The sequence below is a fragment of the Ruegeria sp. CDSA221 genome, from assembly GCF_059611825.1.
On record NZ_JBXWPK010000003.1, the window covers coordinates 275,979 to 299,350 of the forward strand.

Genomic DNA, 23,372 nt, shown 5'->3' on the forward strand with positions numbered 1-23,372 from the left:
GTGCCGCTCTTCTTGCCCCAGCGCGGTTCAGGTTTCAATGCCCGTACCGGGTCCAAATGGTGACACTTGGCCCGCGAAACCGAAAACGCGCTTTGCTGTTTGGTTCTAACGGAATATCATTCTTAAAAAAACTATTATCAGGCCAACCCCCGGCCCGGAGGCAGCATGCGTCTTACTTGTCCCAACTGCAGTGCCCAATACGAGGTGCCAGACGAGGTCATTCCAGAGGAAGGCCGCGATGTTCAGTGTTCGAATTGCGAGAAAACGTGGTTCCAGGCCAAACATCCGGCGGATCCAACCGTTGAGCAACCTGCAGATGAAACGACTGCCGAGGATAAGGCTGTTCCACCGGCGGAGCCAGAAACCGCCGACCAGACCGAGCCCGAGCCCGAAGCCCCACCAAAGGATGGTGCGCCGGTCAGCAATGTGGATCCTTCGGTCGCCGATATTCTGAAGGAAGAAGCCGCACGCGAAGCCGAATTGCGGGCCCAGGAAGGCAGCAGTCTTGAAAGCCAGCCTGATCTTGCTCTTGATCCACCTTCCGAGCCGGAACCAGACCCCGAACAGGCGGTCAAGGAACTGACAGCTACAGAAACCGCTAAAGATTCCGGGCAAGGTGACGCCCTGCCCGATGTCGAAACGATCAATTCCGGATTCCGCGGCGACGCCTCTGCAGATGCGCCTGAGGCATCAGCGCCTGCGCCCCCCAAATCCGGCGGCTTTCTGCGTGGGTTCGCTCTGATCTTGATACTTGGTGTGATCCTGTTCCTGATCTACGGCAATGCTCCGCAAATCAGTGAGGCTGTTCCTCAGGCGGATGCAGTTCTCAAACCTTATGTGTCTTTGGTGGATCAAGCCCGGCTTTGGCTGGATACCCAGGCTGGCGCTTCCCAGAACTGATCAGAACCGTTCAAGCAGGCGCTTGAGATATTCCAATTCAATCTCGGGACGTTCGGATTCACCGGTCCGGCGGCGAATTTCGTCCAGCAACTCGCGCGCACGGCGATAAACGTCCTCACCCTGCAGCAGGCTCTCATCGGTTGACATCGACCCGTTTGCCCCAGGGTTGCGGCCCAGCGGATCGCGGTTGTTGGCCTGCATATCACCTTCCTGGCTGCCTTGACCTGGTTGATTCTGCTGGTTCTGGGCCAAGGCCTCACCTAACGAGCGCATCCCTTCCCGCAGCGCATCCATCGCTTCGGACTGGTTGTCGATAGCATCAGCCAGCTCGTCATTCCGCAGAGCCTGCTCAGCCTCATTCATGGCACGGCCAGCGCGCCCAAGCGCATCACGGGCGGCTTCGCCTTCCGGAGTACCGGCACCGGGCAGGTTTTGTTGCTGGCGGCCCAGCTCATCGCGCAGGGCCTGTTGACGATCGGCCAGCGAACCCTGACCCTGCTGACCTTCATCAGCCTGGTCCGAACCCTGCCCCTGTCCGCCCTGGCCTTCGTGGCTCTGACCACGGCCCTGACCGCCATTGCGGCCCTGATTGCCCTGGTTATCACCAGTCTGCGCACCGGGATTGAACTGCTCTTGCAGATCGCGGAAAGCCTGATCGCTCAGCCCCTGTTGATCGCGCAATGTCTCTGCCAAACCCTCCATCGCCTGTTGGCCTTCGGATTGCTGACCTTGACCCTGACCTTGCGTGACGCGCATGTTCTCCATCATCTGCTGGAATTCCTCCAGCGCCTGCTGCGCCTCGGCCATACGGCCCTGCTCCATCAGATCCTGAATTCGATCCATCATCCGTTGCAGATCATCCTGCGTCATCTGCAAGGATTCTCCGTCTTGCCCCTGCTGACCTTCTTCGCCGTTCTGCTCTGCCAACCGCTGTAACTGTTGCAGATAGTCCTGGGTGGCCTCGCGCAGCTCTTGCATCAGCTCAGCGATCTCTTCGTCGCTTGCCCCGTTCTGCATCGCCTCCGTCAGGCGCTCCTGCGCCCGGCGCATCCGCTCAAGAGCGTCGGCAAGCGTACCGTCCTCGATCAATACGGCCAGCTTCCATAGTGAGGCCGCGATTTCTTCCTGCTGCGTCGGCTTCAACCCGTATTCGGTAAATGTCTCAAGCCGCCGAAGTGTCACCCGCAGGCGTAAATAGGCCGTATCCGAGCGGAACAGGTCCTCGGGCAGATACGATACCGCCCGCAGAATCTGAGATACCCGTTTCGCGTTGTCCCGTGACCACAGCAGATCGCGCCGCTGTTCAACGATCGCAGCCGCCAGCGGATCAAAGAACCGACGCGCCGGAAGTGCTGTTGTATAGGGTTCAGACTGCCCTTGCTGATCGGCAGCATCACGCGCCATCAAAGTGATCTTTACTGGCAGATGCGCCCAGGGATGTTGTGAGAAATCCTCGATCAGATTCTCGGTGAAATCGGCCCGGTCGCCTGTAATGGGCATCGGTAACTCAACCTCGATCACCTCACGCGGTTCTGGAATCGCCATCAGACCATAGCGACGATCAATTGCATCCAGATCCAGTTCGATCAGGGCAGAGCCTGTTATCACACCGTAATCATCTTTGGCCGCAAAGGGCAGTTTCATCTGGCCGCCTGCTTCGGATTTGGCAACGTCCGACACGGTGATCTGCGGAGACGTATCTGCGATCACTTCCAACGCCCAATCGCGCCCGGAAGGCCCGTCTATCGTCATTTGGCCCGAACGTTCGACAACAAATTCCTGTTCAGGGTCGGTGACCGCTTCCGTGCCCAGCGGTGTCGAGGTTTCGGTCAAGCTGTGCGCACCGACCTCGCCGTAGAATCGCAATGTGATGCGGCTGCCTTGCGGGACCGAAAGTGTCGGGTCGGATTGATCCGCCAGATAGAGCGTTGGCAAGCCGGTATAGCGTGGCGGCTCGACCCAGCCTTCCCAACTTGGTCCCTGACCGGCAACGGCTGCACCCGGTGTCATCTCTGTCACGGATCCTATGCGCCAGAAAGAGCCGAAAAGCACTGCAATCACCAGCGCCAGCAAAGCTATGAACCGCAGAGCATAGGGGTCGCGGTCGGCCAGTCGGAGATCGGGCTTTACCGGCGCAGCCTGTGCGGCACGTTCCGCCATACGCGCCTGATGAGCCCGCCACAGGGCCACAGAATCAGCATCCATCGCGCCGATGGCCTGTTCATCCATCAGAGCCTGGATAGGACGCCCTGGCAGGGTCTCATCCATCCGGATCAACGCTTCGTTTCGTGTCGGGATACGGAACCGCCGCGCGCCGTGGATCAGTGCAACCAACAGCCCAAACAACGCCGCCGACCCCGCGACCCAAACGGTTTCCACCCCGACATGGTCCTGCAGTCCGAGCATCAGCGCGGCCAACAGCGCCATGGAAATTGAGAAAAACGGCCAGAAAGACCGCCAAACCTGCTCGCTTAGCATCCCCACCTGCGTTAGCAGCAAAGACAATCTGGGGATCGGCAAGGTTTCTCTTGCGGTCAAGTCGGGCCTCCGTTCACCGGCCCGCGCGTCTATTGCGTCAGAGCCACTCGGGTATGGTATCGCGGTTTATGATTTCGTCAAAGCTCGGACGTTCACGAATTACGGCAAATTGATCTCCGTGCACCAGAACTTCAGGTATCAGGGGCCGCGTGTTGTATTCGCTGGACATGACCGCGCCATAGGCCCCTGCGCTGCGAAAGGCGACCAGATCACCAGCACCCAGTGGCGGCATCTGCCGTTGCTTGGCAAATGTATCGCCGCTTTCGCAAACCGGACCGACGATATCATAGGGTTGCTGTTCCGTGCCCGGCACGGGTTCGATCACCGGTACGATATCGTGATAGGCTTCGTACATGGCCGGGCGGATCAGGTCGTTCATGGCACCGTCGAGGATCAGGAAATCCCGGCCCTCGCCGGATTTCACATAAATCACTTTGCTGACCATCAAACCAGCATTACCGGCAATCAGGCGGCCCGGCTCTATTTCGATTTCGCATCCCAGATGACCCAGAGTGTCTTTGATCAGCGCACCGTATTCCAAAGGCAGCGGCGGCGCGTCGTTCGAGCGCGCATAGGGAATGCCCAGCCCCCCACCCAGATCAAGGCGGCGAATATTGTGACCCTCATTGCGCAGCGTCTCAGTCAGCTCAGCAACCTTCTGATAGGCCAATGCAAAAGGCTCCAGCTCGGTCAGTTGCGAGCCGATATGGACGTCGATGCCAATGACCTCCAGCCCGGGCAGGCTGGCAGCGTGGGCATAGACTTCTGACGCACGGGCGATCGGAATGCCGAATTTATTCTCGGATTTTCCGGTGGCGATTTTGGCATGGGTCTTGGCGTCCACATCCGGATTTACCCTAACGGTGATCGGAGCAACGACGCCCAAATCAAGCGCAACGGCGTTGATCACCTCCATCTCGGGTTCGGATTCCACGTTGAACTGACGAATGCCACCGGTCAGAGCAGTGCGAATTTCTTCGGCTGTTTTGCCAACGCCCGAAAACACGATCTTATCGCCGGGCACTCCGGCAGCTTTGGCCCGCAGGTATTCCCCACCCGAAACAACGTCCATCCCCGCGCCTGCCTCGGCCAGCGTCTTCAGGATGGCCTGATTGCTGGCGGCCTTCATCGCATAACATACGAGGTGGTCGGTCCCGTCCAACGCCTCATCGAACAGCTGGAAATGACGCAGCAGCGTCGCCGTCGAATAGACGTAAAAGGGTGTCCCAACCGCAGCTGCGATTTCGGAGATCGGGACATCCTCGGCGTAAAGCGCGCCGTCGCGGTAAAGAAAGTGATCCATAAAGACGCGCTTAGACCAAAATGCCCCGGCGGATCAATGGATTCTACGCAAACAGGGGTGTCGCGTCATTCAATATGCGAAACGCCGACCCGCCCATAACCGGATATCGAAATTCCAGATCCGCCGGATTGGGGTTCGGGATCGGGTCGCGGTTTATAGGATGGGTCGCAAGCCGCAAGAATGGCGAGGCCAAAGAACAGGCCTAGAATCTTCATATTCTTTTCTTTTTCCAAGGTTTACGGCCGAGCGTCATTGATCGGCCTGAAATGGGAACTGAGTGCTGAAACTGCAACTCGGGAAACACTACCGCCCGAGAAAAACGCTCAGGGGGCCGCGTTGCAGGCCAACGCCGCCCCCGACATAGGCGCCGCTGGTGCCGACGCCGATATTGGCGCTCATCGTTGGTTGGATCGGTTCGCCATCCGCACCGCATCCGGCCAGGGTTACCCCTGCCAGCACAAACAGAGCCGCAGTCAGAATTCGCATTACACCAACGCCTTCCATCGCTTGACCTGAGCCCGCACCTGATCCGGTGCCGTGCCGCCGTAAGACTGGCGCGAGTTTACCGAATTTTGCACCGTAAGGACAGAAAAGACGTCATCGGTGATCTCCGCATGCACTGTTTGCATATCCGCAAGCGTCAGGTCCGGCAGATCGCAGCCCTTGCTCTCGGCCATCGCAACCAGCGATCCGGTGACGTGATGGGCATCGCGGAACGGCAGGCCCAGAACGCGCACCAGCCAGTCGGCCAGATCAGTCGCGGTCGAAAAACCCGACCCTGCAGCCGCAGCCAGGCTTTCGCGGTTGGCGGTCATATCCTTGACCATGCCTTCCATCGCTGCCAGCGCCAGCATCCAGTTATCGGCAGCGTCAAAAACCTGTTCCTTGTCTTCCTGCATGTCCTTGGAATAGGCCAGCGGCAAGCCCTTCATCACCATCATCAGCGCGGTGTTGGCGCCATAAATGCGCCCGACCTTGGCACGGATCAGTTCTGCCGCATCCGGGTTCTTCTTTTGCGGCATGATAGACGAGCCAGTCGAAAAACGGTCAGACAGGGTGACAAAGCGGAACTGGGCAGAAGACCAGATCACCAGTTCTTCGGCAAAGCGCGACAGGTGCATTGCGCAGATCGAAGCAGTTGACAGAAATTCCAGCGCAAAATCGCGGTCACTGACGGCGTCCAGCGAATTGGCAGCGGGACGGTCAAAGCCCAGCGCCTCGGCGGTCATGACCCGATCAATAGGGAACGAGGTTCCAGCCAGCGCGGCAGCCCCCAGTGGGGATTCGTTCATCCGCGCGCGGGCATCGCGGACGCGGGACAGATCTCGCCCGAACATTTCGACATAAGCCATCATGTGATGACCCCAGGTCACAGGCTGGGCGGTTTGCAGATGCGTAAAGCCCGGCATGACCCAGTCCGCCCCGGCCTCTGCCTGCGCCAAAAGCGCGCGGATTAGGGCCAGCAGACCGGCATCGGCGGCATCAAACTGATCGCGGACCCAAAGTTTGAAATCGGTCGCCACCTGGTCATTGCGCGACCGGCCTGTGTGCAAACGGCCTGCGGGTTCGCCAATCACCTCTTTCAGGCGCGCCTCGACATTCATGTGGATGTCTTCCAACGCGGTCGAGAACTGAAACGCGCCGTTCTGGATTTCTGACAATACGGTGAGCAGCCCTTCCCGAATAGCTTCAGCATCACTATCAGTTATAACGCCTGTGGCAGCCAACATGGCGGCATGGGCGCGCGAGCCTGCAATGTCCTGGGCTGCCATCCGCTGATCGAACCCGATCGAGGCATTGATTGCCTCCATGATCGCGTCTGGACCGGCGGCAAAGCGGCCGCCCCACATCTGGTTCGAAGATTGATCGGTCATGTAAGAAAACCCGGAGTTGATATGCGCCTATTTCGTCTGATCCCCCTTTATATGGCCCTTGCGCTAGGTGCAAACGCGGCTTTGGCCACAGATGCGGAAACTCTGGGTCCGCTGCGCGAAGGCACCCTGAAGCGGTTGATCCTGCACAAAGAGCCCAAACCGCACACCTTGGTCGAATTTCAGTTGGAAGATGACGGTGGCACCGCAACGCTTGCCGACTATCAGGGCAAATACGTTCTGCTGAACTTTTGGGCCACATGGTGCGCACCGTGCCGCAAGGAAATGCCTCAGATCGCCGAGTTGCAGGCGGAATTCGGGGGTGACAAATTCGAAGTCCTGACATTGGCCACCGGGCGCAACTCACCCGCGGGGATCAAGAAGTTTTTCGAGGAAAACAACATCGAGAACCTGCCGCGCCATCAAGATCCGGGCTCGGCTGTGGCACGTGAGTTCGGTGTCATTGCCCTGCCAATCACGGTCATTCTTGACCCCGATGGCAATGAAGTCGCCCGCCTGATCGGGGATGCCGAGTGGAATTCAGACAGTGCCAAGGCGATCATTGCGGCACTGGTCGCGGAAGAAAGCTAAGGTCGTTTTCCCGAAGTCTTGAATTTATGATAGCTTCCCCGTCGTTGTAACGAGGAGGCTTTCTTTATGAAGAACGTATTCACTCTGGCCATTGCTGCCTGTCTGATTTTGGGCTCGGCATTGGTCGCCGAGGCCAAAGACATCAAGAAAGAACAAGATTTTCTGAATGCTGTCGCCGGTAAGAAACTGGTGGATGGCGGCACCTGGGTGCTTATTTCACCCGACGGGAAGATTTCCGGGCAAACCAGCGACAAGGTCAAATTCTCGGGCGCATGGGCCTGGAACAAAAGGTTTTGGTGCCGAGCGCTTGTTGTTGGCGGAAATCAGATCCCGCAGGATTGCCAGAAAGTAACGATTGAAGGGAACCAGGTGACCTTTACCCGCAACAAGGGCAAGGGTGATTCCGGGGGGACCTATACGATTACCAACTGACCTCTTTACAAGGGCGCCGTGATTCCCAACCGGTGCCACAGGTCCAATTCCAGCTTACGCGACGCCACCTTTGACAGCCGCGCATCTGCTTTGCAGTTTGTCGGTCAGGAGGATGTCATGCCGCTGGAGATATTGTTGGTTCTGGTCGTTGGGGGGATCGGCGGAATTACTATTCTGCTGCATCTGACGGGCCGTTCGCGGCAGTTCGCCCTGACGCCTGATCTGGCGCGCGCGCAATGGTCGCGCCATTTCCCAGATGACGTGATCGCAGATGTAACCGTAGCGCATGACCAACGTTCCGCGCTGATCCGAACCACAACCGGTTCGGGCCTTTTGTGGTCGTTCGGCGCGGATACCGTGGCCCGCCACCTGAAGGATTATGACTGGATCGAGCATCCGGACGGATTCGAAGTTCAGTTTCATGATTTCGGAACTCCCTCAACCCGCATCCACCTCGATGACATCGAACGCGCCCACTGGCGACACCTGATGGAGCCCGCATGACCGACCAGATTTCTTTTCCCGATGCCGTGCAATGGGCAGTCCCGTTCTTTATCGCCGCAATTCTGGCCGAGTTCGTCTGGATCGCTTTCAAAGGCCGGGGCGGGCGCTATGAAACGCGGGATGCGGTCACCTCGCTGATCATGGGCGCGGGCAATATTGCCTCGGGGTTTCTGCTCGGTTTCATCGCCTACGGGTTCTTTATGTGGTTGTGGCAGATTACTCCGCTGAACCTGGGCACCTCGATCCCGGTGATTATCCTGTGCTTTTTGCTGGACGATTTGCGTTACTATTGGGTGCATCGGTTCGGGCATCGCATCCGTTGGGTCTGGGCCAGCCATGTGAACCATCATAGCTCTCAGCATTACAACCTGACCACGGCGTTGCGTCAGACCTGGACTTATACATTCACCTTCATGATGGTCGTGCGCGCGCCGCTGATCCTGCTGGGGTTTCATCCGGCAATGGTTCTGTTTGTCGGCGGTCTGAACCTGATCTATCAGTTCTGGATTCACACCGAGGCCATCGGCAAGATGCCCCGCTGGTTCGAGGCGGTTATGAACACCCCCAGCCACCACCGCGCCCATCATGGCCGCAACGCGCGCTATCTGGATTGCAACTATGCCGGCGTGTTCATCATCTGGGACAAGATGTTCGGCACCTTTGTGCCAGAGCAGATCGATGACAAAGTCGACTATGGGTTGGTTCACAATATCGGAACCTTCAACCCGTTGCGCGTCGCCTTTCACGAATGGGTCGGAATCTGGCAGGATGCCACGCAATCGGGGCTAACTTTGCGCCAGCGGTTGGCCTATTGCTTTGCCCCACCCGGTTACAGCCATGACGGCAGCCGGGATAGCTCGGAGCAGATCAAAGCCAAGCATATCTCGCGCAATCCCAGGGATCGAGGGACGCCCGGATTTGAGCATTTTGAGACCGAAACGCACAAATCCGAGGCAAAACAAGCTTGAATCCGCCGGTCACGTGCTGATTTTCTTGAAAATTAGCTCAGCCTGCACATATCCAAACGATGTGCATTACGAGTGACCGGAGATTATCATGACCCGTTGGACAACATTTTCCACAGTTTTAGGACTGATAGGACTGCTTCTCGCAATGCTGACAGCGCTGGCCGCCGGGACCGCAACGCTGATCGCATTTGGACTGGCCATGATGGTGCTGGGATTTACAGGCGCAGTTATTGGTGCCGCTAGATCTCTAGGACGTGTTCTGGACGCAGCCCGCTGACATTTTCATTTCCATTAACCGCAGATTCACATCTTTGCCCTGAAATTGGATCCTGACCGACGACGGTAGGGAAGCGATTTCGATCATGCGGGACAGGAAACTGGCAGATTTACCCGAAGGATCAGACAGCCCGTTAAACGCGGCCGTGCTGTCGCGCGACAACTCAACGATCCAGATGGCTACGGATGCTGTCAAACACAAACAGTGCAAACTGGCCTTTCAACCGGTCATGCAGGCTAACGCGCCACATGGTATCGCCTTCTACGAGGGCTTCATCCGGGTGCTGGATGAAACCGGTCGTGTCATCCCGGCACGCGAATTTATGCCTCAGCTTGAAAACACCCCGATTGGCCGCGAATTGGACTGCATCGCGCTTGAGATGGGCCTGCGCACATTGGCGCGCACCCCGGACATCCGCATGTCGATCAATATGTCCGCACGGTCGATCGGATATGGACGTTGGTCGCGTGTTCTTGACCGGTTCATGAAAAAAGATGCCAGTATCGGTGAAAGGCTGATCCTTGAAATTTCCGAAAGTTCGGCCATGACCGTGCCGGAACTCGTGGTCGATTTCATGGACCGGTTGCAACCACGTGGCGTTGCATTTGCGCTGGATGATTTTGGTGCCAGCAATTTCTGCTTCCGCCATTTCCGCGAGTTTCTTTTTGATGCCGTCAAGATTGATGGCCAGTTCATCCGCGGCATCAGTGAAAACCCGGATAATCAGGCGCTGGTTCGTGCCCTGATCGCAGTTGCAAGGGAATTTGAGATTCTGGTCACGGCCGAATCGGTCGAAACCAAAGCGGATGCTGAGTTTTTGGTGGCCAATGGTGTCGATTGTCTGCAAGGATTTCTGTTCGGCGCACCTACGGTTTCTGCGCCCTGGAAAACGGAAAACGAACAGAAATCGGCGGGTTAACCCCAAAAAACCAGGGACCTTGGGTCCTGAGACAAGCTGCCCGTTGCTGCAAATGCAGCATTGCGCTATTGCAGTGATACTTGAGCGGGGGATTACGGGGCGCTCTTGTTGCGGGGGGAACCTCTCGACCTGCGCCGTCAGACATTCCGCCGGACCATGTCGGTAAAGGACTGATCATAATGACCAATGTAGTTATCGCATCCGCCGCACGTACAGGCGTCGGCAGCTTTGGTGGTTCGTTCGCGAACACCGCAGCCCATGATTTGGGCACAGCCGTTCTTGAAGCCGTAGTCGAACGCGCCGGAATCGAAAAAGGCGAAGTCAGCGAGACAATTTTGGGTCAGGTTCTGACCGCAGCCCAGGGTCAGAACCCGGCGCGTCAGGCGCATATCAACGCCGGTCTGCCGCAGGAAAGCGCGGCCTGGGGCATCAACCAGGTCTGCGGATCCGGCCTGCGCGCCGTGGCACTGGGCGCACAGCATATCCAACTGGGCGATGCTGATATCGTCGCTGCTGGCGGGCAAGAGAACATGACCCTGTCGCCCCATGCCGCCGCTCTGCGCGCCGGCCAAAAGATGGGCGACATGAAGTATATCGACACAATGATCCGCGATGGACTGTGGGATGCGTTCAACGGGTATCACATGGGTCAAACCGCCGAAAACGTTGCTGAAAAGTGGCAGATCAGCCGCGATATGCAGGATGAATTCGCCGTCGCAAGCCAGAACAAGGCCGAAGCTGCGCAGAAGGCAGGCAAATTCGCCGATGAGATCACCCCCTTTACCATCAAGACCCGCAAGGGTGACATCGTGATGGACAAAGACGAATACATCCGCCACGGCGCAACCATGGAAGCCATGGCCAAACTGCGCCCGGCTTTTGCTAAGGACGGATCGGTCACCGCCGCCAATGCCTCGGGCCTGAACGACGGCGCGGCTGCGACCCTGCTGATGTCGGCGGCAAATGCCGAAAAGCGCGGGATTGAGCCTCTGGCGCGGATTGCATCTTATGCTACCGCTGGTCTGGACCCGTCGATCATGGGCGTCGGCCCGATCTATGCCTCGCGCAAGGCGCTGGAAAAGGCGGGCTGGTCGGTTGACGATCTGGATCTGATCGAAGCCAACGAAGCCTTTGCCGCACAAGCTTGTGCCGTGAACAAAGACATGGGCTGGGACCCGTCCATCGTGAACGTCAATGGCGGCGCCATTGCCATCGGTCACCCGATCGGCGCTTCGGGCTGCCGCGTTCTGAACACTCTGTTGTTCGAAATGAAGCGGCGGGACGCGAAAAAAGGTCTGGCGACTCTGTGCATCGGTGGCGGCATGGGCGTTGCCCTATGTGTCGAGCGCGACTGATCTAACAATGCCTTCTCGGCCCACTCTTATTTCGGCCCTTGTGATTTGCTTTGCAGGGGCCGCAGACGCACAGAACCGTCAACCGCTTTCGACCAGCCTGACGGAGTGCAGCATCATCTTTACAGAGCTGGCCGAGCTGAGAGCACGCCGGAACAAGGACCAAACAACCACAGACGCCGCGCTTGCCAGCGCGGCGTTATTCGTTGTGGAAGCTCGTGATCAGGCCGCAATGGAAGGCATTAAGAACCCCTACAAACACATCCAGTCCGCGCAGGTTCGATTGTCCGAGACATGGCACGTTCGCTTTGGCAATTTGGCTCTGCTGAACGAAAATAAGGACTGGATCGACTATTGCCGTGCATTGGGTAAAGATCGTGGCCTCACACTACCCTGAGGCGAAACCAAAAACCCCAGCGCTGCGGCAACTTGCCTGCGCAATATTGTTGCGCTGGTTGGTTCGGAATAGTAACAGCATTACCAAGACGACTTAAATTGGAGGATTCCTAAATGGCACGAACAGCACTCGTCACCGGCGGTTCCCGCGGCATTGGCGCAGCAATTTCCAAGGCGCTTAAGGCCGAAGGGTACAATGTTGCAGCCACCTACGCGGGGAACGACGAAGCCGCCGCGAATTTCACCGACGAGACCGGAATCGCCACCTACAAATGGAACGTTGCGGATTATGACGAATCCAAAGCGGGCATCGAAAAGGTCGAAGCCGAGATTGGCCCGATCGACATCGTTGTTGCCAATGCCGGCATCACCAAGGACGCCCCATTCCACAAAATGACACCCGAGCAGTGGCATCAGGTGATCGACACCAACCTGACCGGCGTATTCAACACCGTTCACCCGGTTTGGCCTGGCATGCGTGAGCGCAAGTTTGGCCGTGTCATCGTCATCAGCTCGATCAACGGTCAAAAGGGTCAGTTCGCTCAGGTGAACTATGCCGCAACCAAGGCGGGCGATCTGGGAATCGTGAAGTCGCTGGCGCAGGAAGGCGCGCGCGCGGGCATCACCGCCAACGCTATCTGCCCTGGCTATATCGCAACCGAAATGGTCATGGCTGTCCCCGAGAAGGTTCGTGATTCCATTATCAGCCAGATTCCGGCGGGCCGACTGGGCGAACCGGAAGAGATCGCACGCTGCGTTGCTTTCCTGGCCTCTGAAGACTCGCAATTCATCAACGGATCGACCATCTCGGCCAATGGTGCTCAGTTCTTCGCCTAAGTTGGCTGCCAAAATGCAAGCGGGCCGGTTCTAAGCAGAACCGGCCCTTCTTTTATCCCGTAAGACCGCGCGCGCTGCGATCAGCGGGAACCGAAAATCCACTTCAACACATTCAGAACCGCTTTGCCCCGCGCCTCATGCGCGCGCAGAATCGCCGATTGTGCAGCTGGATTTGTTGTCATCTCAATCATGGCAGCCTCTCAGTTCAAAACAGTTTTCCTTGACTTATGAGCAATATGAACTCTAGTTGGCAAAGCCGCAAACGAGCTTTTTTGAACATTCAGTTAAGAATTTCTATACTATGAGCGACTACCTGCCGCCCTTGACCGCTTTGCGTGCCTTTGATGCCGCCGCCCGGCACATGTCTTTTGCCAAAGCCGCGGCAGAGCTGCATGTAACGCCTGCGGCCCTGTCCTTTCAGATCAAATCCCTTGAGGAGCATTTGGGCCGCCCTCTGTTTCACCGCCTGAACCGCGCGGTGGAGCTGACAGAGGCTGGGCAAAAGCTCGCACCAGGAGCCGCCGAAGGGTTTAGCACTTTGCTAGCTGCATGGAGTGCGACACGCAGACTTCAGGATGAAACCACGCTTACCGTTGCGGCAGGGCCGGCCCTGACAGCGAAATGGCTTGCCCCGAGACTCTATGATTTCGCCAAGGCTTATCCTGAGATTAATCTGCGCATCTCAACATCGCTCCAGATGGTTGATCTGCACCGTAATGAGGCCGACGTCGCGATCCGTTTCGGCTATGGAGAATATGATGACCTATATGCTGTTCATGCGCGCAAGGAATGGCTGACCCCTGCAATGACCCCCGGCCTTGCCGAGCAGTTTCCCACCCCTGAGAGCCTTGTCGATGCCCCGCTGGTCATCAATGAATATGACAGCTTTCTGCAACCACCTTGTGATTGGCCCGCTTGGTTCAAGGCCGTTGGAATCACTGGGTTCGAACCACATGGCATGCAATTTTCGAATGTAGAGCATTCGATAGACGCGGCCTGCGCCGGGATTGGTGTTCTTCTTGGGCGACGACCGCTGCTCATCAAAGATGTGCTTGAGGGCAGGCTCGTAACCCCGTTCAAGATTGCAATCGAAACCGATGCCCGGTTTTCGTTTGTGTGCCTGCCGGGTCGGGAAAACCTTGCGCAGGTCGCCGCATTTCGGGATTGGTATTTGGCAGAGATCGAAAAAACTTCGAATATCTGGGGTGAGTTCCAAATTATCCCCGTTAAAGAGGTGACCGTTAATGACTAAGATGACTGCGACAGCAATCGGTTTTGTCGCCGTTTTGCTTTGGTCCCTTCTGGCCCTGTTCACCGTCGGCTCAGCACCGGTTCCTGCGCTTTTGCTGAATACGATCTGTTTCTCGATCGGGGGGACGCTGGGGCTGATCTGGACCTGGGCCAATGGCGGTTTGGGGCAGTTGCAGACCGTGCCTTGGACCACCTATCTGTTCGGCACCATCGGCTTGTTTGGCTATCACGCGCTCTATTTCTCGGCCCTGCGCATGGCCCCTGCGGCAGAGGCCGGGCTGATCGCCTATCTCTGGCCGCTGTTGATTGTGCTGTTCTCCGGCCTTTTGCCGGGCGAGAATCTGCGCGCCGGGCATCTGATCGGGGCCTGTCTGGGCTTTGTCGGGGCCGCAGTGATCATCACCGGGGGTGGTGGCGCAGGGTTTCAGGCCAGCCATCTGCCCGGCTACGGGCTGGCGCTGCTGTGTGCTCTGACCTGGTCGGGCTATTCCGTTTTGTCCCGCCGCCTGGGGGACACCCCCACAAGCTCGGTCGCCGTGTTCTGCATCTTTACCGCTATCGCGTCGGGCGGCCTGCATCTGGCCATCGAAGAGACCGTTTGGCCGGATACAGCCTTTGGCTGGGCCTCAATCGCGGCACTGGGGCTGGGGCCGGTCGGGTTGGCGTTCTATGTCTGGGATATCGGCGTCAAACAGGGCGACATTCAGATCCTTGGCACCGCCTCTTATGCAGCGCCCCTGTTGTCTACCGTCGTTTTGGTGGTTGCCGGGATCGCAGCCCCATCCTGGGGTCTGGCAATCGCAGCCATCCTGGTCACCGGCGGCGCGGCCATAGCCGCGCGCGCCAGCCTTAAAAGTTAACTGGAAAGTCGCTCTATCTCTTCCTTAAGCCTTAGCTTCTGTTTCTTGAGTTGAGCGATATGGAGATCGTCGATGCCTGGCGCGCGCTGGGCTTGTTCTACTTCGAGACCGAGAGTTTCGTGCTTCTTCTTCAGTTCCGTCAGATGTGCGCTCACGCTCATGGCGATACTCCTTCATTGGTGTCTCTGAATAACGTAGGAAGTTGAGCACATCGTTTCCAGCCTGTCACGCTGCAGACGCACAGATTCTATAATAAATCTGACAAATTCGGCTGGTTGGCGCCTATTGATCCGAAAACCCGTTCAGCGCAGCACCGTCGCGCAAAACGGACGATATCTGAGAGGTATAGCTTTCGCCGTCTTTTTCGTGACGCACACCCTTGTGCAAAATCAGCGGGGCATGCAGTTGAAACGCAGACCGACCGCCTTTTCTGGCCCTAAGGACCACCAATTCAGCCTTCCGACCTGCCCGCGCGGCCAGAGGCAGAACCTCGACTGAGCCAAGCCGCCCCGCACAGGCTGACAGCATGTCTGGCAACCGATCGGCCTTTTGGATCATGTGCAGATAGCCCCGAGGTGCAAGGCGCTTTGCCGCACAATCGAACCAATCGCGCAACGGTGTATCCTCGCCCAAGGCAATTCCGCGACCCGAGTCCGCCGCAGGGCTGTGGGCACCGGCCAAGTAATAGGGCGGATTCGCAATCACATGATCGAACTGCTGTTGTTTCAGCTCAGTTGGCAGTTTGCTCAGATCGGCCTGCACCACTGTCAGCGCCTGCGCATTCTGATCCGCGTTGCGGGTGGCCAGATCGGCATAGGGCGATTGCAGCTCAACACCCGTAGCGTTCAATCCCGGCACGCGCGCCATCAGGCACAAGATGGCGGCACCAGCGCCACATCCCAGCTCCAGCACGGATTGCCCAGCCTTGGCCGGTACCGCTGCCGCCAGCAAGACAGGATCGACCCCGGCGCGATAGCCGGACAGGGGCTGCCAAAGCCGAACGCGCCCATTCAGAAAGTCGTTCAAACTTAGCTCTGGGTCAGTGAATTGCGTCATCGGCCCAGCGGGATCTCGTTGTCGCGCATCACCCGTTCAGCGCGGATCAAATCATCTGCCCGCACCATAAGGCGACGCGGGAAAATACCGATGCCGCCTTCTAGGATGCTCATATTTACGTCCATCTGAAAGCAGTCTATATCCTCGCCCTGAAGTAGGGCGGATGCAAAGGCCAGGATCGTCGGATCAGTGCTGCGCAAAAGTTCTTTCATGGGGATGGATGTAAGGGCAAGGTGAGGCGGAAGTCGAGCCTTGTATCAGGAGTGTGATGAACATCAACACAGTCTCAAAACCGCATGAGCGGCTGGCCGAGATTCTTTCGGGTGAAATGGACGCGGTCAATGACCTGATACGCACTCGCATGGCCTCAGAACACGCGCCTCGCATTCCCGAAGTCACCGCACATTTGGTCGAAGCGGGTGGCAAGCGCCTGCGTCCGATGCTGACACTGGCCGCGGCGCGGCTGTTCGACTATGCCGGGGACCATCATTTGCGTCTGGCGGCAACGGTTGAGTTCATCCACACCGCGACCCTTTTGCATGACGATGTTGTTGACGAAAGCGCACAAAGGCGCGGACGGCCAACAGCGAATCTGCTTTGGGACAACAAATCCAGCGTTCTGGTTGGGGATTACCTGTTCTCACGCAGCTTCCAGCTTATGGTCGAGACCGGGTCTCTTAGGGTTCTGGACATCCTTGCCAATGCGTCTGCAACAATCGCCGAGGGCGAAGTGCTACAGATGACTGCTGCAACCGATCTGGGCACGGATGAGGCCATCTATCTTCAGGTTGTGCGCGGCAAGACCGCAGCCTTGTTCTCAGCCGCAACCGAGGTGGGCGGGGTCATCGCCCAAGCGTCAGAGGCCCAGGTCAAGGCGCTCTTCGATTATGGCGATGCGCTGGGGATTGCCTTCCAGATCGCTGATGACCTGCTGGATTATCAGGGTGACAGCAAAGCGACCGGCAAGAATGTCGGCGACGACTTTCGCGAGCGTAAGCTGACGCTGCCAGTGATCAAGGCGGTGGCGCAGGCCACCCCCGAAGAACGCGCCTTCTGGCAGCGCACCATCGGTAAGGGTCGTCAGGAAAGCGGTGATCTCGAAACCGCTCTTGGCCTTATGGGCAAATACGGCACGCTTGCGGCGACGCGAAAAGATGCGCTTGGCTGGGCCAACAAGGCTAAGGCGTCGCTAGGCATCCTGCCCGACCATGAGATCCGCACCCTGCTGAGCGATTTGGCAGACTTCGTTGTCGCGCGCCTTAGTTAAGCTGAACCGCACGGCACCACCAGTCGGGATGGGCTGCTCCAATCTCATAGGCGGCGAAATGGGCGGCTTTCATCGTCGGATACAGCGCGAAACAGGTCGATCCTGACCCCGACATGCGCGCCAACAACGCCGCTTTTGTATCGCTCAGCGCGTCCAGCACCTGCGCGACGTCGGGAGCCAGAGAAGTGGTTGGACCTTCCAGGTCGTTTCGCTGTTTCCCCAGCCATTCGGCACAATCCTGAGGCCCCTCAAATACGGGTATTTCCTCTGCCATAGGCGGGTTTTCCCTGCATTGCAAAGCCGCGAAAATAGCAGGGGTTGGAACCTCTACGCCAGGGTTGACCAACAAGGCCGGTAGATGCGGGAGCGTGACTGGGTCCAAACGTTCTCCGATGCCGCGCATACGGCTGGGACTGGCCGCCGCGCAAACAGGAACATCCGCCCCTAGGCGCAGCGCAGTTCCCGGCGGGATAGCTCCACCCTCATCTTCTATCATCCGCAAAGTTGCGGCGGCATCGGAAGAACCGCCACCGATCCCGCCCCCATGCGGCAGCACTTTGTTCAGGTCAATATGCCCAGTCCAGCCTGCAGCCTCGGCGGCTTTCCACACCAGATTGCGACTATCGCTTGGCACACCCGCCGCATGTTCGCCGGTGACAGAGATCGACAGCGCCTCACCCGCGGTGAAATGCAGCGTATCGCCTAGATCGGCAAACACCACGAGCGAATCCAACAGGTGATAGCCGTCCACGCGCTGGCCGGTGACGTGCAAGGTAAGGTTGATCTTGGCGGGCGCGAAAGCCTTAGCCTTCATTGGCGACCTTCAGCGGCGCGGCACCTTCTTCGATCAGAACCTCGTCCAGCCCGACCTCGATCTTGCGACGAATACGCTCGGGGTCGGCCTCACCATCGGCGTCTTCGAGGTCAATGAAAGACAATGCCCGCTTCCACTGGAACTCGGCTTCGCGTGCGCGGCCCACGGCCCAGTAAACGTCACCCAGGTGATCATTCACCACTGGGTCTACCGGCATCAGCTCGACGGCACGCTCCATATGCTCGACCGCCTCTTCATAGCGGCCCAGTCGAAACAGAACCCATCCCAAGCTGTCGACGATATAGCCGCTACCAGGGCGCGCGGCGACGGCGCGTTCGATCATGCCAAGCGCTTCGTCCAGATTTTCGCGCCGTTCTACAAGCGAATAACCCAGATAATTCAGGACCTGCGGTTGGTCGGGGTTAAGTTCTAGCGCACGGCGGAAATCGGCCTCAGCATTGTCCCACTGCTTTAGTCGCTCGTACGAGATACCACGGGCGTAGTGCAGGAACCAGTTGCCGCCACCATCAGCATCAATCAATTCAATCGCTGTGCCATAGGTTTCGACAGCCGCAGCATAGTTTTCTTCACGTCTTTGCAAATCAGCCAGCGCCACGTGAACACTTGGCAGATCCGGTCTCTGCGTCGCAAGGGTCTGCAAGACTTCTTCCGCCGCATCGGTTTTGCCTGCCGTGACAAGCACCTCGGCCCGGCCCAGTTCAGCAGCGTGATAGTCACTGCTGCTCGCGGGCACTTTGCGATAGGCCTCGACGGCAAGATCGTATTGCTCCAACTCGTCCAAAAGTTCGGCACTCAACAAGATTGCGTCCACGTGATCCGGGCGCAGAAAGGCTGCGACCTGCGCATAAAGCAGGACGTAATTCTCAGCCGCCTCGCTGCTGAGCGCGGCTCCCACGGAAAAGAACACTTCTGCGATACCGTCCTGCGATGTGCGGACATGAGTAAAGGGCAGCGTTTCGCCAGCGCTCAGACGCGCTTCGTACCCTTCAATCGAGGGATCAGAGCCGGACTCGAACACGTCATCCAGAAACTGCAGCGCATCCTCATTGCGGTCCAGCTGCGACAGAACCTCGGTCCGTGCCAGCGCTGCGCGGCGGGTAAATCGCGCCACAACACCATTATCGGCCGCAAAGACTGCCTCGGCGCCTTCAAAGTCTCCGACCGAGGCCAGTGCCAAAGCTTTGTGGTAAAGCGCGAACTCGCGCAGACCTTCCTGCGCTGCAACTTGGTCAAACTGCTCCAGCGCGCTGGTCATCGCACCCTGGCCCATATGGGCCCAGCCCAATATTAACCCGTCAACCAGCGGCCCGACGCCTTGCGTTTCGGGGTCGCGGGCCAGCAGTTCATCCAGCTTGCCTTCAGCCACCAGATTAGCGGCAATCGCCATTTTCGCGGGCTGGTTGGGCAGGCCTAACTCTTCGATGGTTTGGGCAATCGGCAAAGCGCGCTTAACCTCGCCCAGCGACAAGCGCGCAACGACGACATTCTCCAGCAACCGGTCGTTTTGAGGATCTGCGCGCAATGCTTGCGCAAAGTATTTCTCAGCCGCCGTATAGTCGTCCTGAAAAATCGCCTGACGCCCGGCAAGATACGCACCGAACCCAGTGTCGGCATAAGCCGGAATGGCGAATGACGTGGTAAACAGCACAGCTAGCGCTGTGCGACGAATGAGAAAAGTCACCAAATTCCTGCCTTGCGATTGCCGGTTGCGCAATAAGCTAGGGCTTTGACCAGAAAGAGGCAATGGCAGAGCCTTCACGACGCCGCCATTGCCCATTTTTCGCTTACATATTGGGATAGTTCGGACCATCCCCTCCCTGCGGCGTGGTCCAGGTGATATTCTGGCTGGGATCTTTGATGTCGCAGGTCTTGCAGTGAACGCAGTTCTGAAAGTTGATCACGAATCGCGGACCATTTTCATCCTCAACCATCTCATACACCCCCGCCGGGCAATAGCGCTGCGCAGGTTCGTCGAATTCGGGCAGATTGACACTGACCGGAATCGCCGGGTCCGAGAGTTTTAGATGGCAAGGCTGACTTTCCTCGTGGTTCGTCATCGCGAACGAGACGTTGGTCAGGCGGTCGAAGGACAGCGTGCCATCCGGCTTTGGATAGTCGATCGGTTTATGTTTACTGGCTTCTTCAGTCGATTCCGCGTCGTTCTTGCCGTGGCCCAGAGTGCCAAACAGCGAAAAGCCCAGAGTGTTTGTCCACATGTCCAAACCGCCCAGCGCCAGCGAGGGCATCAGACCCCACTTCGACCACATCGGTTTGACGTTGCGCACTTTCTTGAGGTCTTTTCCGATGGCACCTTCGCGAACATCTGCTTCATAGACAGTCAATTCATCGCCCGAACGCTCGGCTTTGATGGCATCAAATGCCGCCTCGGCCGCAGCTTTGCCAGACAGCATCGCGTTGTGGTTGCCCTTGATGCGCGGCACATTGACCATGCCCGCCGAACAGCCCAGCAGCGCCACGCCTGGCGCGACCAGCTTGGGCATCGATTGATATCCACCCTCAGTAATCGCACGAGCGCCATAAGCCACGCGCTTGCCGCCTTTCAGCAGCTCGGCCACCATCGGATGATGCTTAAAGCGCTGGAATTCCATATAGGGGTACAGGTGCGGGTTCTTGTAATTCAGGTGAACCACAAACCCGACATAGACCTGATTGTTTTCCAGGTGATAGATGAACGACCCGCCGCCCGCGTTGCTGCCCAGGGGCCAGCCCATCGTATGGGTGACGGTGCCTTCCTTGTGCTTGGCCGGGTCGATCTCCCAGATCTCTTTCATGCCGACGCCGTATTTCTGGACTTCTTTTCCGGCTTGCAGATCGTATTTCGCGATCACTTCCTTGGACAGCGACCCGCGCACACCTTCGGACAAGAAGACATATTTGCCGTGCAGCTCCATGCCCGGCTCGGTGTTCGGGCCGTAGGAGCCATCGGCCTCAAGGCCGAAGACACCGGCAACAACGCCTTTGACTTCGCCATTGTCGCCATAGACCAGCTCGGAACAGGCCATGCCGGGGAAGATTTCCACGCCCAGCTCTTCGGCCTGTTCAGCCATCCAGCGGCAGACATTGCCCATCGAAACGATATAGTTGCCGTGGTTGTTCATCAGCGGCGGCATCGGGAAGTTCGGAATGCGGATTTTTCCGGCCTCACCTAGCATATAGAAGTTATCTTCGGTGACCGGCGTGTTCAGCGGTGCACCTTTTTCCTTCCAGTCCGGTATCAGCGCATCCAGGCCGCACGGGTCCAGCACCGCACCTGACAAGATATGCGCACCCACCTCTGAGCCCTTTTCCAGAACGACGACGTTCAGATCGGCATCCAGCTGTTTCAGACGGATGGCCGCCGACAGTCCCGCGGGGCCGGCGCCCACGATCACCACGTCATATTCCATCGCTTCGCGTTCAATCTCGGCCATTGCGGGCTCCTTCGCTAACTTTCCGAATTGGCGCATCTAACGCACGGTCGGCGCAATTTTGTTTCACGGCTGATTACATGCTGGGAAAGCCACAGGTCAATCGAAACACGGCGTAACTATGCCGCTATGCGGCAGATCACGTGTCCGGAGTGTCACCCATCAGGTATCTGGGGCCACTTCCCTTGGATTTGGCACGGTCATCAGGATTGTAAAGAGCACATTTGGGCAAACTAAGGCACCCACAGCCAATGCATCCGTCCAGATTGTCACGCAGGCGCATCAACGTATCGATTCGCTGATCCAGATGCGACCGCAGATCCTTGCTGATGTTTTTCCAATCCTGCGGCGTTGGTGTACGATTTCCGGGCAAGCCGGACAGGACTTCTCGGATTTCGGGCAGGGTTAGTCCGAATTGCTGCGCTATCATCACAAAACTCAACCGTCTTATGTCGGCGCGCTGATATCGCCGCTGCCCACCCGCATTGCGCCATGGGGCAATCAGACCCTGCGCCTCGTAATATCGGATCGCTGAAACCGCCAGCCCGGTGCGCTGGGCCAAAGCGCCTATTGCCAGCCCCTCTGAAATCGCCATCTCGCCCTCAAAAAGTTCCTTGACCTAAAGTTAGGTTTAGAAATTACGGTGAGTCGGGACAAGCCTCAAATTGAATAGGAGATCCCATGATGGCGACACTTGAACACACCAATTTCACCGTCCGCGACCCGCAGGCTTCGGCAAAATGGATGCAGGACGTCTTCGGTTGGAAAACCCGCTGGGAAGGCCCTGCAATCGCGGGTGGCTATACCGTGCATGTCGGTAGCGCACATACCTACCTGGCGCTTTATGCACCCAGCGATCCCAGACCATCGGGTGAAAGCAGCTATGACATCATCGGGGGGCTGAATCATGTCGGCGTTCTGGTCGAAGACATCGACGCAACCGAAGACAAGGTGGTCAAAGCAGGTTTCACCCCCAAGTCGCATGCAGATTACGAGCCCGGCAGGCGGTTCTATTTCGATGATGAGAACGGCATCGAGTTTGAGGTGGTGCAATATGCTTGAAACACTCTGGATGGCCTCAACCACCTGGAAATGGCAGCGCGGTCAGCTGTTTGGACAGCGTAACAGGTGCCCACGGCGCCCAATTCAACGGCGTTAAGTCGCAAATCCAGCTTGCTGTCTTCTTTGACCTCTTGCATTTCACGCATCATTTGGGTCAGGTATTTGCCAACCCATCAAATCGCCCCGACGCTGGTTCCATGCGGCGGGGCGTTACAATTTCAGCGTGGACGACAAGAATATGGAAAAAATTCCCATGACGCCTGCGGGCAATGCTGCGCTTCAGGCCGAACTCAAGAACCTAAAATCCGTCGAGCGGCCAGCTATTATCGAAGCCATCGCCTCGGCCAGGGAACTGGGTGACCTGAAAGAAAACGCCGAATATCATTCGGCCCGGGAAAAGCAGGGTTTTATCGAAGGCCGCATCAAAGAGTTGGAAGGCATCCTTTCACTGACCGATGTGATCGACCCTGCCAAACTGTCCGGTGCTATCAAATTTGGCGCCAAGGTCACGCTTGTTGACGAAGACACTGACGAGGAAAAGACCTGGCAGATTGTAGGGGAATATGAGGCCAATATCGAAGCCGGCCTGCTGAACATCAAATCCCCTATTGCCCGCGCCCTGATTGGAAAGGACGAAGGCGACAGTGTCGAAGTACGCACACCTGGCGGTGTACGTTCTTATGAAGTCCTGAGTATCACTTACGCCTGAGCCCCGGAGCGTTCCC

Annotated in this window: 27 protein-coding genes; 15 read left to right on the top strand and 12 right to left on the bottom strand. The window is 57.7% G+C overall.

The genetic code is table 11. The annotated features are described in order from the left end of the window. Nucleotides 1-165: 165 nt before the first annotated feature. Nucleotides 166-900 carry a zinc-ribbon domain-containing protein gene (locus AC2FJ5_RS06270; protein WP_496792808.1) on the top strand — a complete coding sequence of 245 codons (735 nt, stop codon included), beginning with the start codon at nt 166-168 and terminating at the stop codon, nt 898-900. Here the strand turns inward: AC2FJ5_RS06270 and AC2FJ5_RS06275 are convergent, their stop codons facing one another. From AC2FJ5_RS06275 to argH, 5 genes are all read right to left on the bottom strand, one after another. Further along, a complete protein-coding gene (locus tag AC2FJ5_RS06275) occupies nt 901-3,438 on the bottom strand; it encodes a TIGR02302 family protein (protein WP_496750594.1) in 2,538 nt (845 codons plus the stop codon). A gap of 37 nt (nt 3,439-3,475) precedes the next feature. Beyond that, the gene (gene lysA / locus AC2FJ5_RS06280) at nt 3,476-4,741 is read right to left on the bottom strand and encodes a diaminopimelate decarboxylase (protein ID WP_496689007.1); all 1,266 of its coding nucleotides are present in this window, start codon (nt 4,739-4,741) and stop codon (nt 3,476-3,478) included. A gap of 65 nt (nt 4,742-4,806) precedes the next feature. Continuing rightward, nucleotides 4,807-4,956 (bottom strand): hypothetical protein, encoded by a 150-nt coding sequence (locus AC2FJ5_RS06285; RefSeq protein WP_496710398.1) that lies wholly within the window; start codon nt 4,954-4,956, stop codon nt 4,807-4,809. Between the two features lie 88 nt (nt 4,957-5,044). Next, nucleotides 5,045-5,227, bottom strand: a complete 183-nt coding sequence (locus AC2FJ5_RS06290) for an argininosuccinate lyase (RefSeq protein WP_496700927.1) — start codon at nt 5,225-5,227, stop codon at nt 5,045-5,047. After that, on the bottom strand, nt 5,227-6,615 hold the full coding sequence (gene argH, locus AC2FJ5_RS06295) for an argininosuccinate lyase (RefSeq protein ID WP_496792809.1): 1,389 nt from the start codon (nt 6,613-6,615) through the stop codon (nt 5,227-5,229). The genes AC2FJ5_RS06290 and argH overlap by 1 nt, the downstream gene beginning before the upstream one ends. A 21-nt stretch (nt 6,616-6,636) precedes the next feature. Here argH and AC2FJ5_RS06300 point away from each other — a divergent pair, with 21 nt between their 5' ends. The 11 genes from AC2FJ5_RS06300 to yddG all read left to right on the top strand — a co-directional run bounded on the left by AC2FJ5_RS06300 (nt 6,637) and on the right by yddG (nt 14,999). Next, nucleotides 6,637-7,203: a TlpA disulfide reductase family protein gene (locus tag AC2FJ5_RS06300; protein ID WP_271948463.1), complete on the top strand. Its 567-nt coding sequence runs from the start codon at nt 6,637-6,639 to the stop codon at nt 7,201-7,203. A gap of 66 nt (nt 7,204-7,269) precedes the next feature. Next, nucleotides 7,270-7,635 (top strand): hypothetical protein, encoded by a 366-nt coding sequence (locus AC2FJ5_RS06305; RefSeq protein ID WP_496792810.1) that lies wholly within the window; start codon nt 7,270-7,272, stop codon nt 7,633-7,635. A gap of 117 nt (nt 7,636-7,752) precedes the next feature. After that, complete coding sequence (locus tag AC2FJ5_RS06310; RefSeq protein ID WP_496792811.1) at nt 7,753-8,139, top strand: hypothetical protein; 387 nt, start codon at nt 7,753-7,755, stop codon at nt 8,137-8,139. Further along, nucleotides 8,136-9,107, top strand: a complete 972-nt coding sequence (locus AC2FJ5_RS06315) for a sterol desaturase family protein (RefSeq protein ID WP_271948469.1) — start codon at nt 8,136-8,138, stop codon at nt 9,105-9,107. The genes AC2FJ5_RS06310 and AC2FJ5_RS06315 overlap by 4 nt, the downstream gene beginning before the upstream one ends. Before the next feature lie 88 nt (nt 9,108-9,195). Continuing rightward, nucleotides 9,196-9,384, top strand: coding sequence for a hypothetical protein (locus AC2FJ5_RS06320; RefSeq protein WP_496691815.1), 189 nt, complete (start codon nt 9,196-9,198; stop codon nt 9,382-9,384). A gap of 85 nt (nt 9,385-9,469) precedes the next feature. After that, complete coding sequence (locus AC2FJ5_RS06325) at nt 9,470-10,303, top strand: EAL domain-containing protein (RefSeq protein WP_496792813.1); 834 nt, start codon at nt 9,470-9,472, stop codon at nt 10,301-10,303. A 179-nt stretch (nt 10,304-10,482) separates the two neighbouring features. Further along, nucleotides 10,483-11,658, top strand: coding sequence for an acetyl-CoA C-acetyltransferase (locus tag AC2FJ5_RS06330; protein WP_142635424.1), 1,176 nt, complete (start codon nt 10,483-10,485; stop codon nt 11,656-11,658). Between the two features lie 7 nt (nt 11,659-11,665). Beyond that, entirely contained in the window at nt 11,666-12,052 is a 387-nt protein-coding gene (locus AC2FJ5_RS06335) for a hypothetical protein (RefSeq protein ID WP_496792814.1), read from the top strand. 113 nt (nt 12,053-12,165) lie between these two features. Beyond that, complete coding sequence (gene phbB, locus AC2FJ5_RS06340; protein WP_271948478.1) at nt 12,166-12,888, top strand: acetoacetyl-CoA reductase; 723 nt, start codon at nt 12,166-12,168, stop codon at nt 12,886-12,888. Between the two features lie 301 nt (nt 12,889-13,189). Beyond that, nucleotides 13,190-14,140, top strand: a complete 951-nt coding sequence (locus AC2FJ5_RS06345; protein WP_496792815.1) for a transcriptional regulator GcvA — start codon at nt 13,190-13,192, stop codon at nt 14,138-14,140. Beyond that, nucleotides 14,133-14,999, top strand: a complete 867-nt coding sequence (gene yddG / locus AC2FJ5_RS06350; RefSeq protein WP_496792816.1) for an aromatic amino acid exporter YddG — start codon at nt 14,133-14,135, stop codon at nt 14,997-14,999. The genes AC2FJ5_RS06345 and yddG overlap by 8 nt, the downstream gene beginning before the upstream one ends. On the opposite strand, the gene AC2FJ5_RS06355 is transcribed toward yddG, so the two are convergent. From AC2FJ5_RS06355 to AC2FJ5_RS06365, 3 genes are all read right to left on the bottom strand, one after another. Further along, nucleotides 14,996-15,160, bottom strand: coding sequence for a YdcH family protein (locus tag AC2FJ5_RS06355; protein ID WP_142635414.1), 165 nt, complete (start codon nt 15,158-15,160; stop codon nt 14,996-14,998). The two genes, yddG and AC2FJ5_RS06355, sit on opposite strands and share 4 nt — an antisense overlap. 121 nt (nt 15,161-15,281) lie before the next feature. Continuing rightward, the gene (locus AC2FJ5_RS06360) at nt 15,282-16,055 is read right to left on the bottom strand and encodes a tRNA1(Val) (adenine(37)-N6)-methyltransferase (RefSeq protein WP_496676620.1); all 774 of its coding nucleotides are present in this window, start codon (nt 16,053-16,055) and stop codon (nt 15,282-15,284) included. Further along, on the bottom strand, nt 16,052-16,267 hold the full coding sequence (locus tag AC2FJ5_RS06365; RefSeq protein ID WP_496676622.1) for a putative signal transducing protein: 216 nt from the start codon (nt 16,265-16,267) through the stop codon (nt 16,052-16,054). Before AC2FJ5_RS06365 ends, AC2FJ5_RS06360 begins: the two co-directional genes overlap by 4 nt. A 56-nt stretch (nt 16,268-16,323) precedes the next feature. On the opposite strand from AC2FJ5_RS06365, the gene AC2FJ5_RS06370 reads away from it, so the two are divergent. After that, nucleotides 16,324-17,322 carry a polyprenyl synthetase family protein gene (locus tag AC2FJ5_RS06370; protein WP_496792817.1) on the top strand — a complete coding sequence of 333 codons (999 nt, stop codon included), beginning with the start codon at nt 16,324-16,326 and terminating at the stop codon, nt 17,320-17,322. Here the strand turns inward: AC2FJ5_RS06370 and AC2FJ5_RS06375 are convergent. The 4 genes from AC2FJ5_RS06375 to soxR all read right to left on the bottom strand — a co-directional run bounded on the left by AC2FJ5_RS06375 (nt 17,315) and on the right by soxR (nt 22,180). Beyond that, nucleotides 17,315-18,136 carry a 4-(cytidine 5'-diphospho)-2-C-methyl-D-erythritol kinase gene (locus AC2FJ5_RS06375; RefSeq protein ID WP_496792819.1) on the bottom strand — a complete coding sequence of 274 codons (822 nt, stop codon included), beginning with the start codon at nt 18,134-18,136 and terminating at the stop codon, nt 17,315-17,317. The genes AC2FJ5_RS06370 and AC2FJ5_RS06375 overlap by 8 nt on opposite strands. After that, nucleotides 18,126-19,934: a tetratricopeptide repeat protein gene (locus tag AC2FJ5_RS06380; protein ID WP_496792820.1), complete on the bottom strand. Its 1,809-nt coding sequence runs from the start codon at nt 19,932-19,934 to the stop codon at nt 18,126-18,128. The genes AC2FJ5_RS06375 and AC2FJ5_RS06380 overlap by 11 nt, the downstream gene beginning before the upstream one ends. 7 nt (nt 19,935-19,941) lie before the next feature. Next, entirely contained in the window at nt 19,942-21,588 is a 1,647-nt protein-coding gene (locus AC2FJ5_RS06385) for an electron transfer flavoprotein-ubiquinone oxidoreductase (RefSeq protein WP_271948491.1), read from the bottom strand. Between the two features lie 136 nt (nt 21,589-21,724). Beyond that, nucleotides 21,725-22,180, bottom strand: coding sequence for a redox-sensitive transcriptional activator SoxR (gene soxR / locus AC2FJ5_RS06390; RefSeq protein WP_142635400.1), 456 nt, complete (start codon nt 22,178-22,180; stop codon nt 21,725-21,727). Between the two features lie 86 nt (nt 22,181-22,266). On the opposite strand from soxR, the gene AC2FJ5_RS06395 reads away from it, so the two are divergent. Next, complete coding sequence (locus AC2FJ5_RS06395; protein ID WP_496709220.1) at nt 22,267-22,647, top strand: VOC family protein; 381 nt, start codon at nt 22,267-22,269, stop codon at nt 22,645-22,647. Nucleotides 22,648-22,885: 238 nt separating this feature from the next. After that, complete coding sequence (gene greA, locus AC2FJ5_RS06400) at nt 22,886-23,356, top strand: transcription elongation factor GreA (RefSeq protein ID WP_142635396.1); 471 nt, start codon at nt 22,886-22,888, stop codon at nt 23,354-23,356. Nucleotides 23,357-23,372 lie beyond the last annotated feature (16 nt).

What these genes read in the sequence shown, in the direction of transcription:
- argH (WP_496792809.1), bottom strand. Translation starts at nt 6,615, where the DNA reads ATGACCGATCAATCTTCGAACCAGATGTGGGGCGGCCGCTTTGCCGCC.
- lysA (WP_496689007.1), bottom strand. Translation starts at nt 4,741, where the DNA reads ATGGATCACTTTCTTTACCGCGACGGCGCGCTTTACGCCGAGGATGTC.
- AC2FJ5_RS06335 (WP_496792814.1), top strand. Translation starts at nt 11,666, where the DNA reads ATGCCTTCTCGGCCCACTCTTATTTCGGCCCTTGTGATTTGCTTTGCA.
- AC2FJ5_RS06270 (WP_496792808.1), top strand. Translation starts at nt 166, where the DNA reads ATGCGTCTTACTTGTCCCAACTGCAGTGCCCAATACGAGGTGCCAGAC.
- greA (WP_142635396.1), top strand. Translation starts at nt 22,886, where the DNA reads ATGGAAAAAATTCCCATGACGCCTGCGGGCAATGCTGCGCTTCAGGCC.
- AC2FJ5_RS06330 (WP_142635424.1), top strand. Translation starts at nt 10,483, where the DNA reads ATGACCAATGTAGTTATCGCATCCGCCGCACGTACAGGCGTCGGCAGC.
- AC2FJ5_RS06285 (WP_496710398.1), bottom strand. Translation starts at nt 4,956, where the DNA reads ATGAAGATTCTAGGCCTGTTCTTTGGCCTCGCCATTCTTGCGGCTTGC.
- yddG (WP_496792816.1), top strand. Translation starts at nt 14,133, where the DNA reads ATGACTAAGATGACTGCGACAGCAATCGGTTTTGTCGCCGTTTTGCTT.
- AC2FJ5_RS06355 (WP_142635414.1), bottom strand. Translation starts at nt 15,160, where the DNA reads ATGAGCGTGAGCGCACATCTGACGGAACTGAAGAAGAAGCACGAAACT.
- AC2FJ5_RS06325 (WP_496792813.1), top strand. Translation starts at nt 9,470, where the DNA reads ATGCGGGACAGGAAACTGGCAGATTTACCCGAAGGATCAGACAGCCCG.
- soxR (WP_142635400.1), bottom strand. Translation starts at nt 22,180, where the DNA reads ATGGCGATTTCAGAGGGGCTGGCAATAGGCGCTTTGGCCCAGCGCACC.
- AC2FJ5_RS06300 (WP_271948463.1), top strand. Translation starts at nt 6,637, where the DNA reads ATGCGCCTATTTCGTCTGATCCCCCTTTATATGGCCCTTGCGCTAGGT.
- phbB (WP_271948478.1), top strand. Translation starts at nt 12,166, where the DNA reads ATGGCACGAACAGCACTCGTCACCGGCGGTTCCCGCGGCATTGGCGCA.
- AC2FJ5_RS06365 (WP_496676622.1), bottom strand. Translation starts at nt 16,267, where the DNA reads ATGAAAGAACTTTTGCGCAGCACTGATCCGACGATCCTGGCCTTTGCA.
- AC2FJ5_RS06320 (WP_496691815.1), top strand. Translation starts at nt 9,196, where the DNA reads ATGACCCGTTGGACAACATTTTCCACAGTTTTAGGACTGATAGGACTG.
- AC2FJ5_RS06345 (WP_496792815.1), top strand. Translation starts at nt 13,190, where the DNA reads ATGAGCGACTACCTGCCGCCCTTGACCGCTTTGCGTGCCTTTGATGCC.
- AC2FJ5_RS06315 (WP_271948469.1), top strand. Translation starts at nt 8,136, where the DNA reads ATGACCGACCAGATTTCTTTTCCCGATGCCGTGCAATGGGCAGTCCCG.
- AC2FJ5_RS06385 (WP_271948491.1), bottom strand. Translation starts at nt 21,588, where the DNA reads ATGGCCGAGATTGAACGCGAAGCGATGGAATATGACGTGGTGATCGTG.
- AC2FJ5_RS06290 (WP_496700927.1), bottom strand. Translation starts at nt 5,227, where the DNA reads ATGCGAATTCTGACTGCGGCTCTGTTTGTGCTGGCAGGGGTAACCCTG.
- AC2FJ5_RS06380 (WP_496792820.1), bottom strand. Translation starts at nt 19,934, where the DNA reads ATGGGCAATGGCGGCGTCGTGAAGGCTCTGCCATTGCCTCTTTCTGGT.
- AC2FJ5_RS06310 (WP_496792811.1), top strand. Translation starts at nt 7,753, where the DNA reads ATGCCGCTGGAGATATTGTTGGTTCTGGTCGTTGGGGGGATCGGCGGA.
- AC2FJ5_RS06305 (WP_496792810.1), top strand. Translation starts at nt 7,270, where the DNA reads ATGAAGAACGTATTCACTCTGGCCATTGCTGCCTGTCTGATTTTGGGC.
- AC2FJ5_RS06370 (WP_496792817.1), top strand. Translation starts at nt 16,324, where the DNA reads ATGAACATCAACACAGTCTCAAAACCGCATGAGCGGCTGGCCGAGATT.
- AC2FJ5_RS06375 (WP_496792819.1), bottom strand. Translation starts at nt 18,136, where the DNA reads ATGAAGGCTAAGGCTTTCGCGCCCGCCAAGATCAACCTTACCTTGCAC.
- AC2FJ5_RS06395 (WP_496709220.1), top strand. Translation starts at nt 22,267, where the DNA reads ATGATGGCGACACTTGAACACACCAATTTCACCGTCCGCGACCCGCAG.
- AC2FJ5_RS06360 (WP_496676620.1), bottom strand. Translation starts at nt 16,055, where the DNA reads ATGACGCAATTCACTGACCCAGAGCTAAGTTTGAACGACTTTCTGAAT.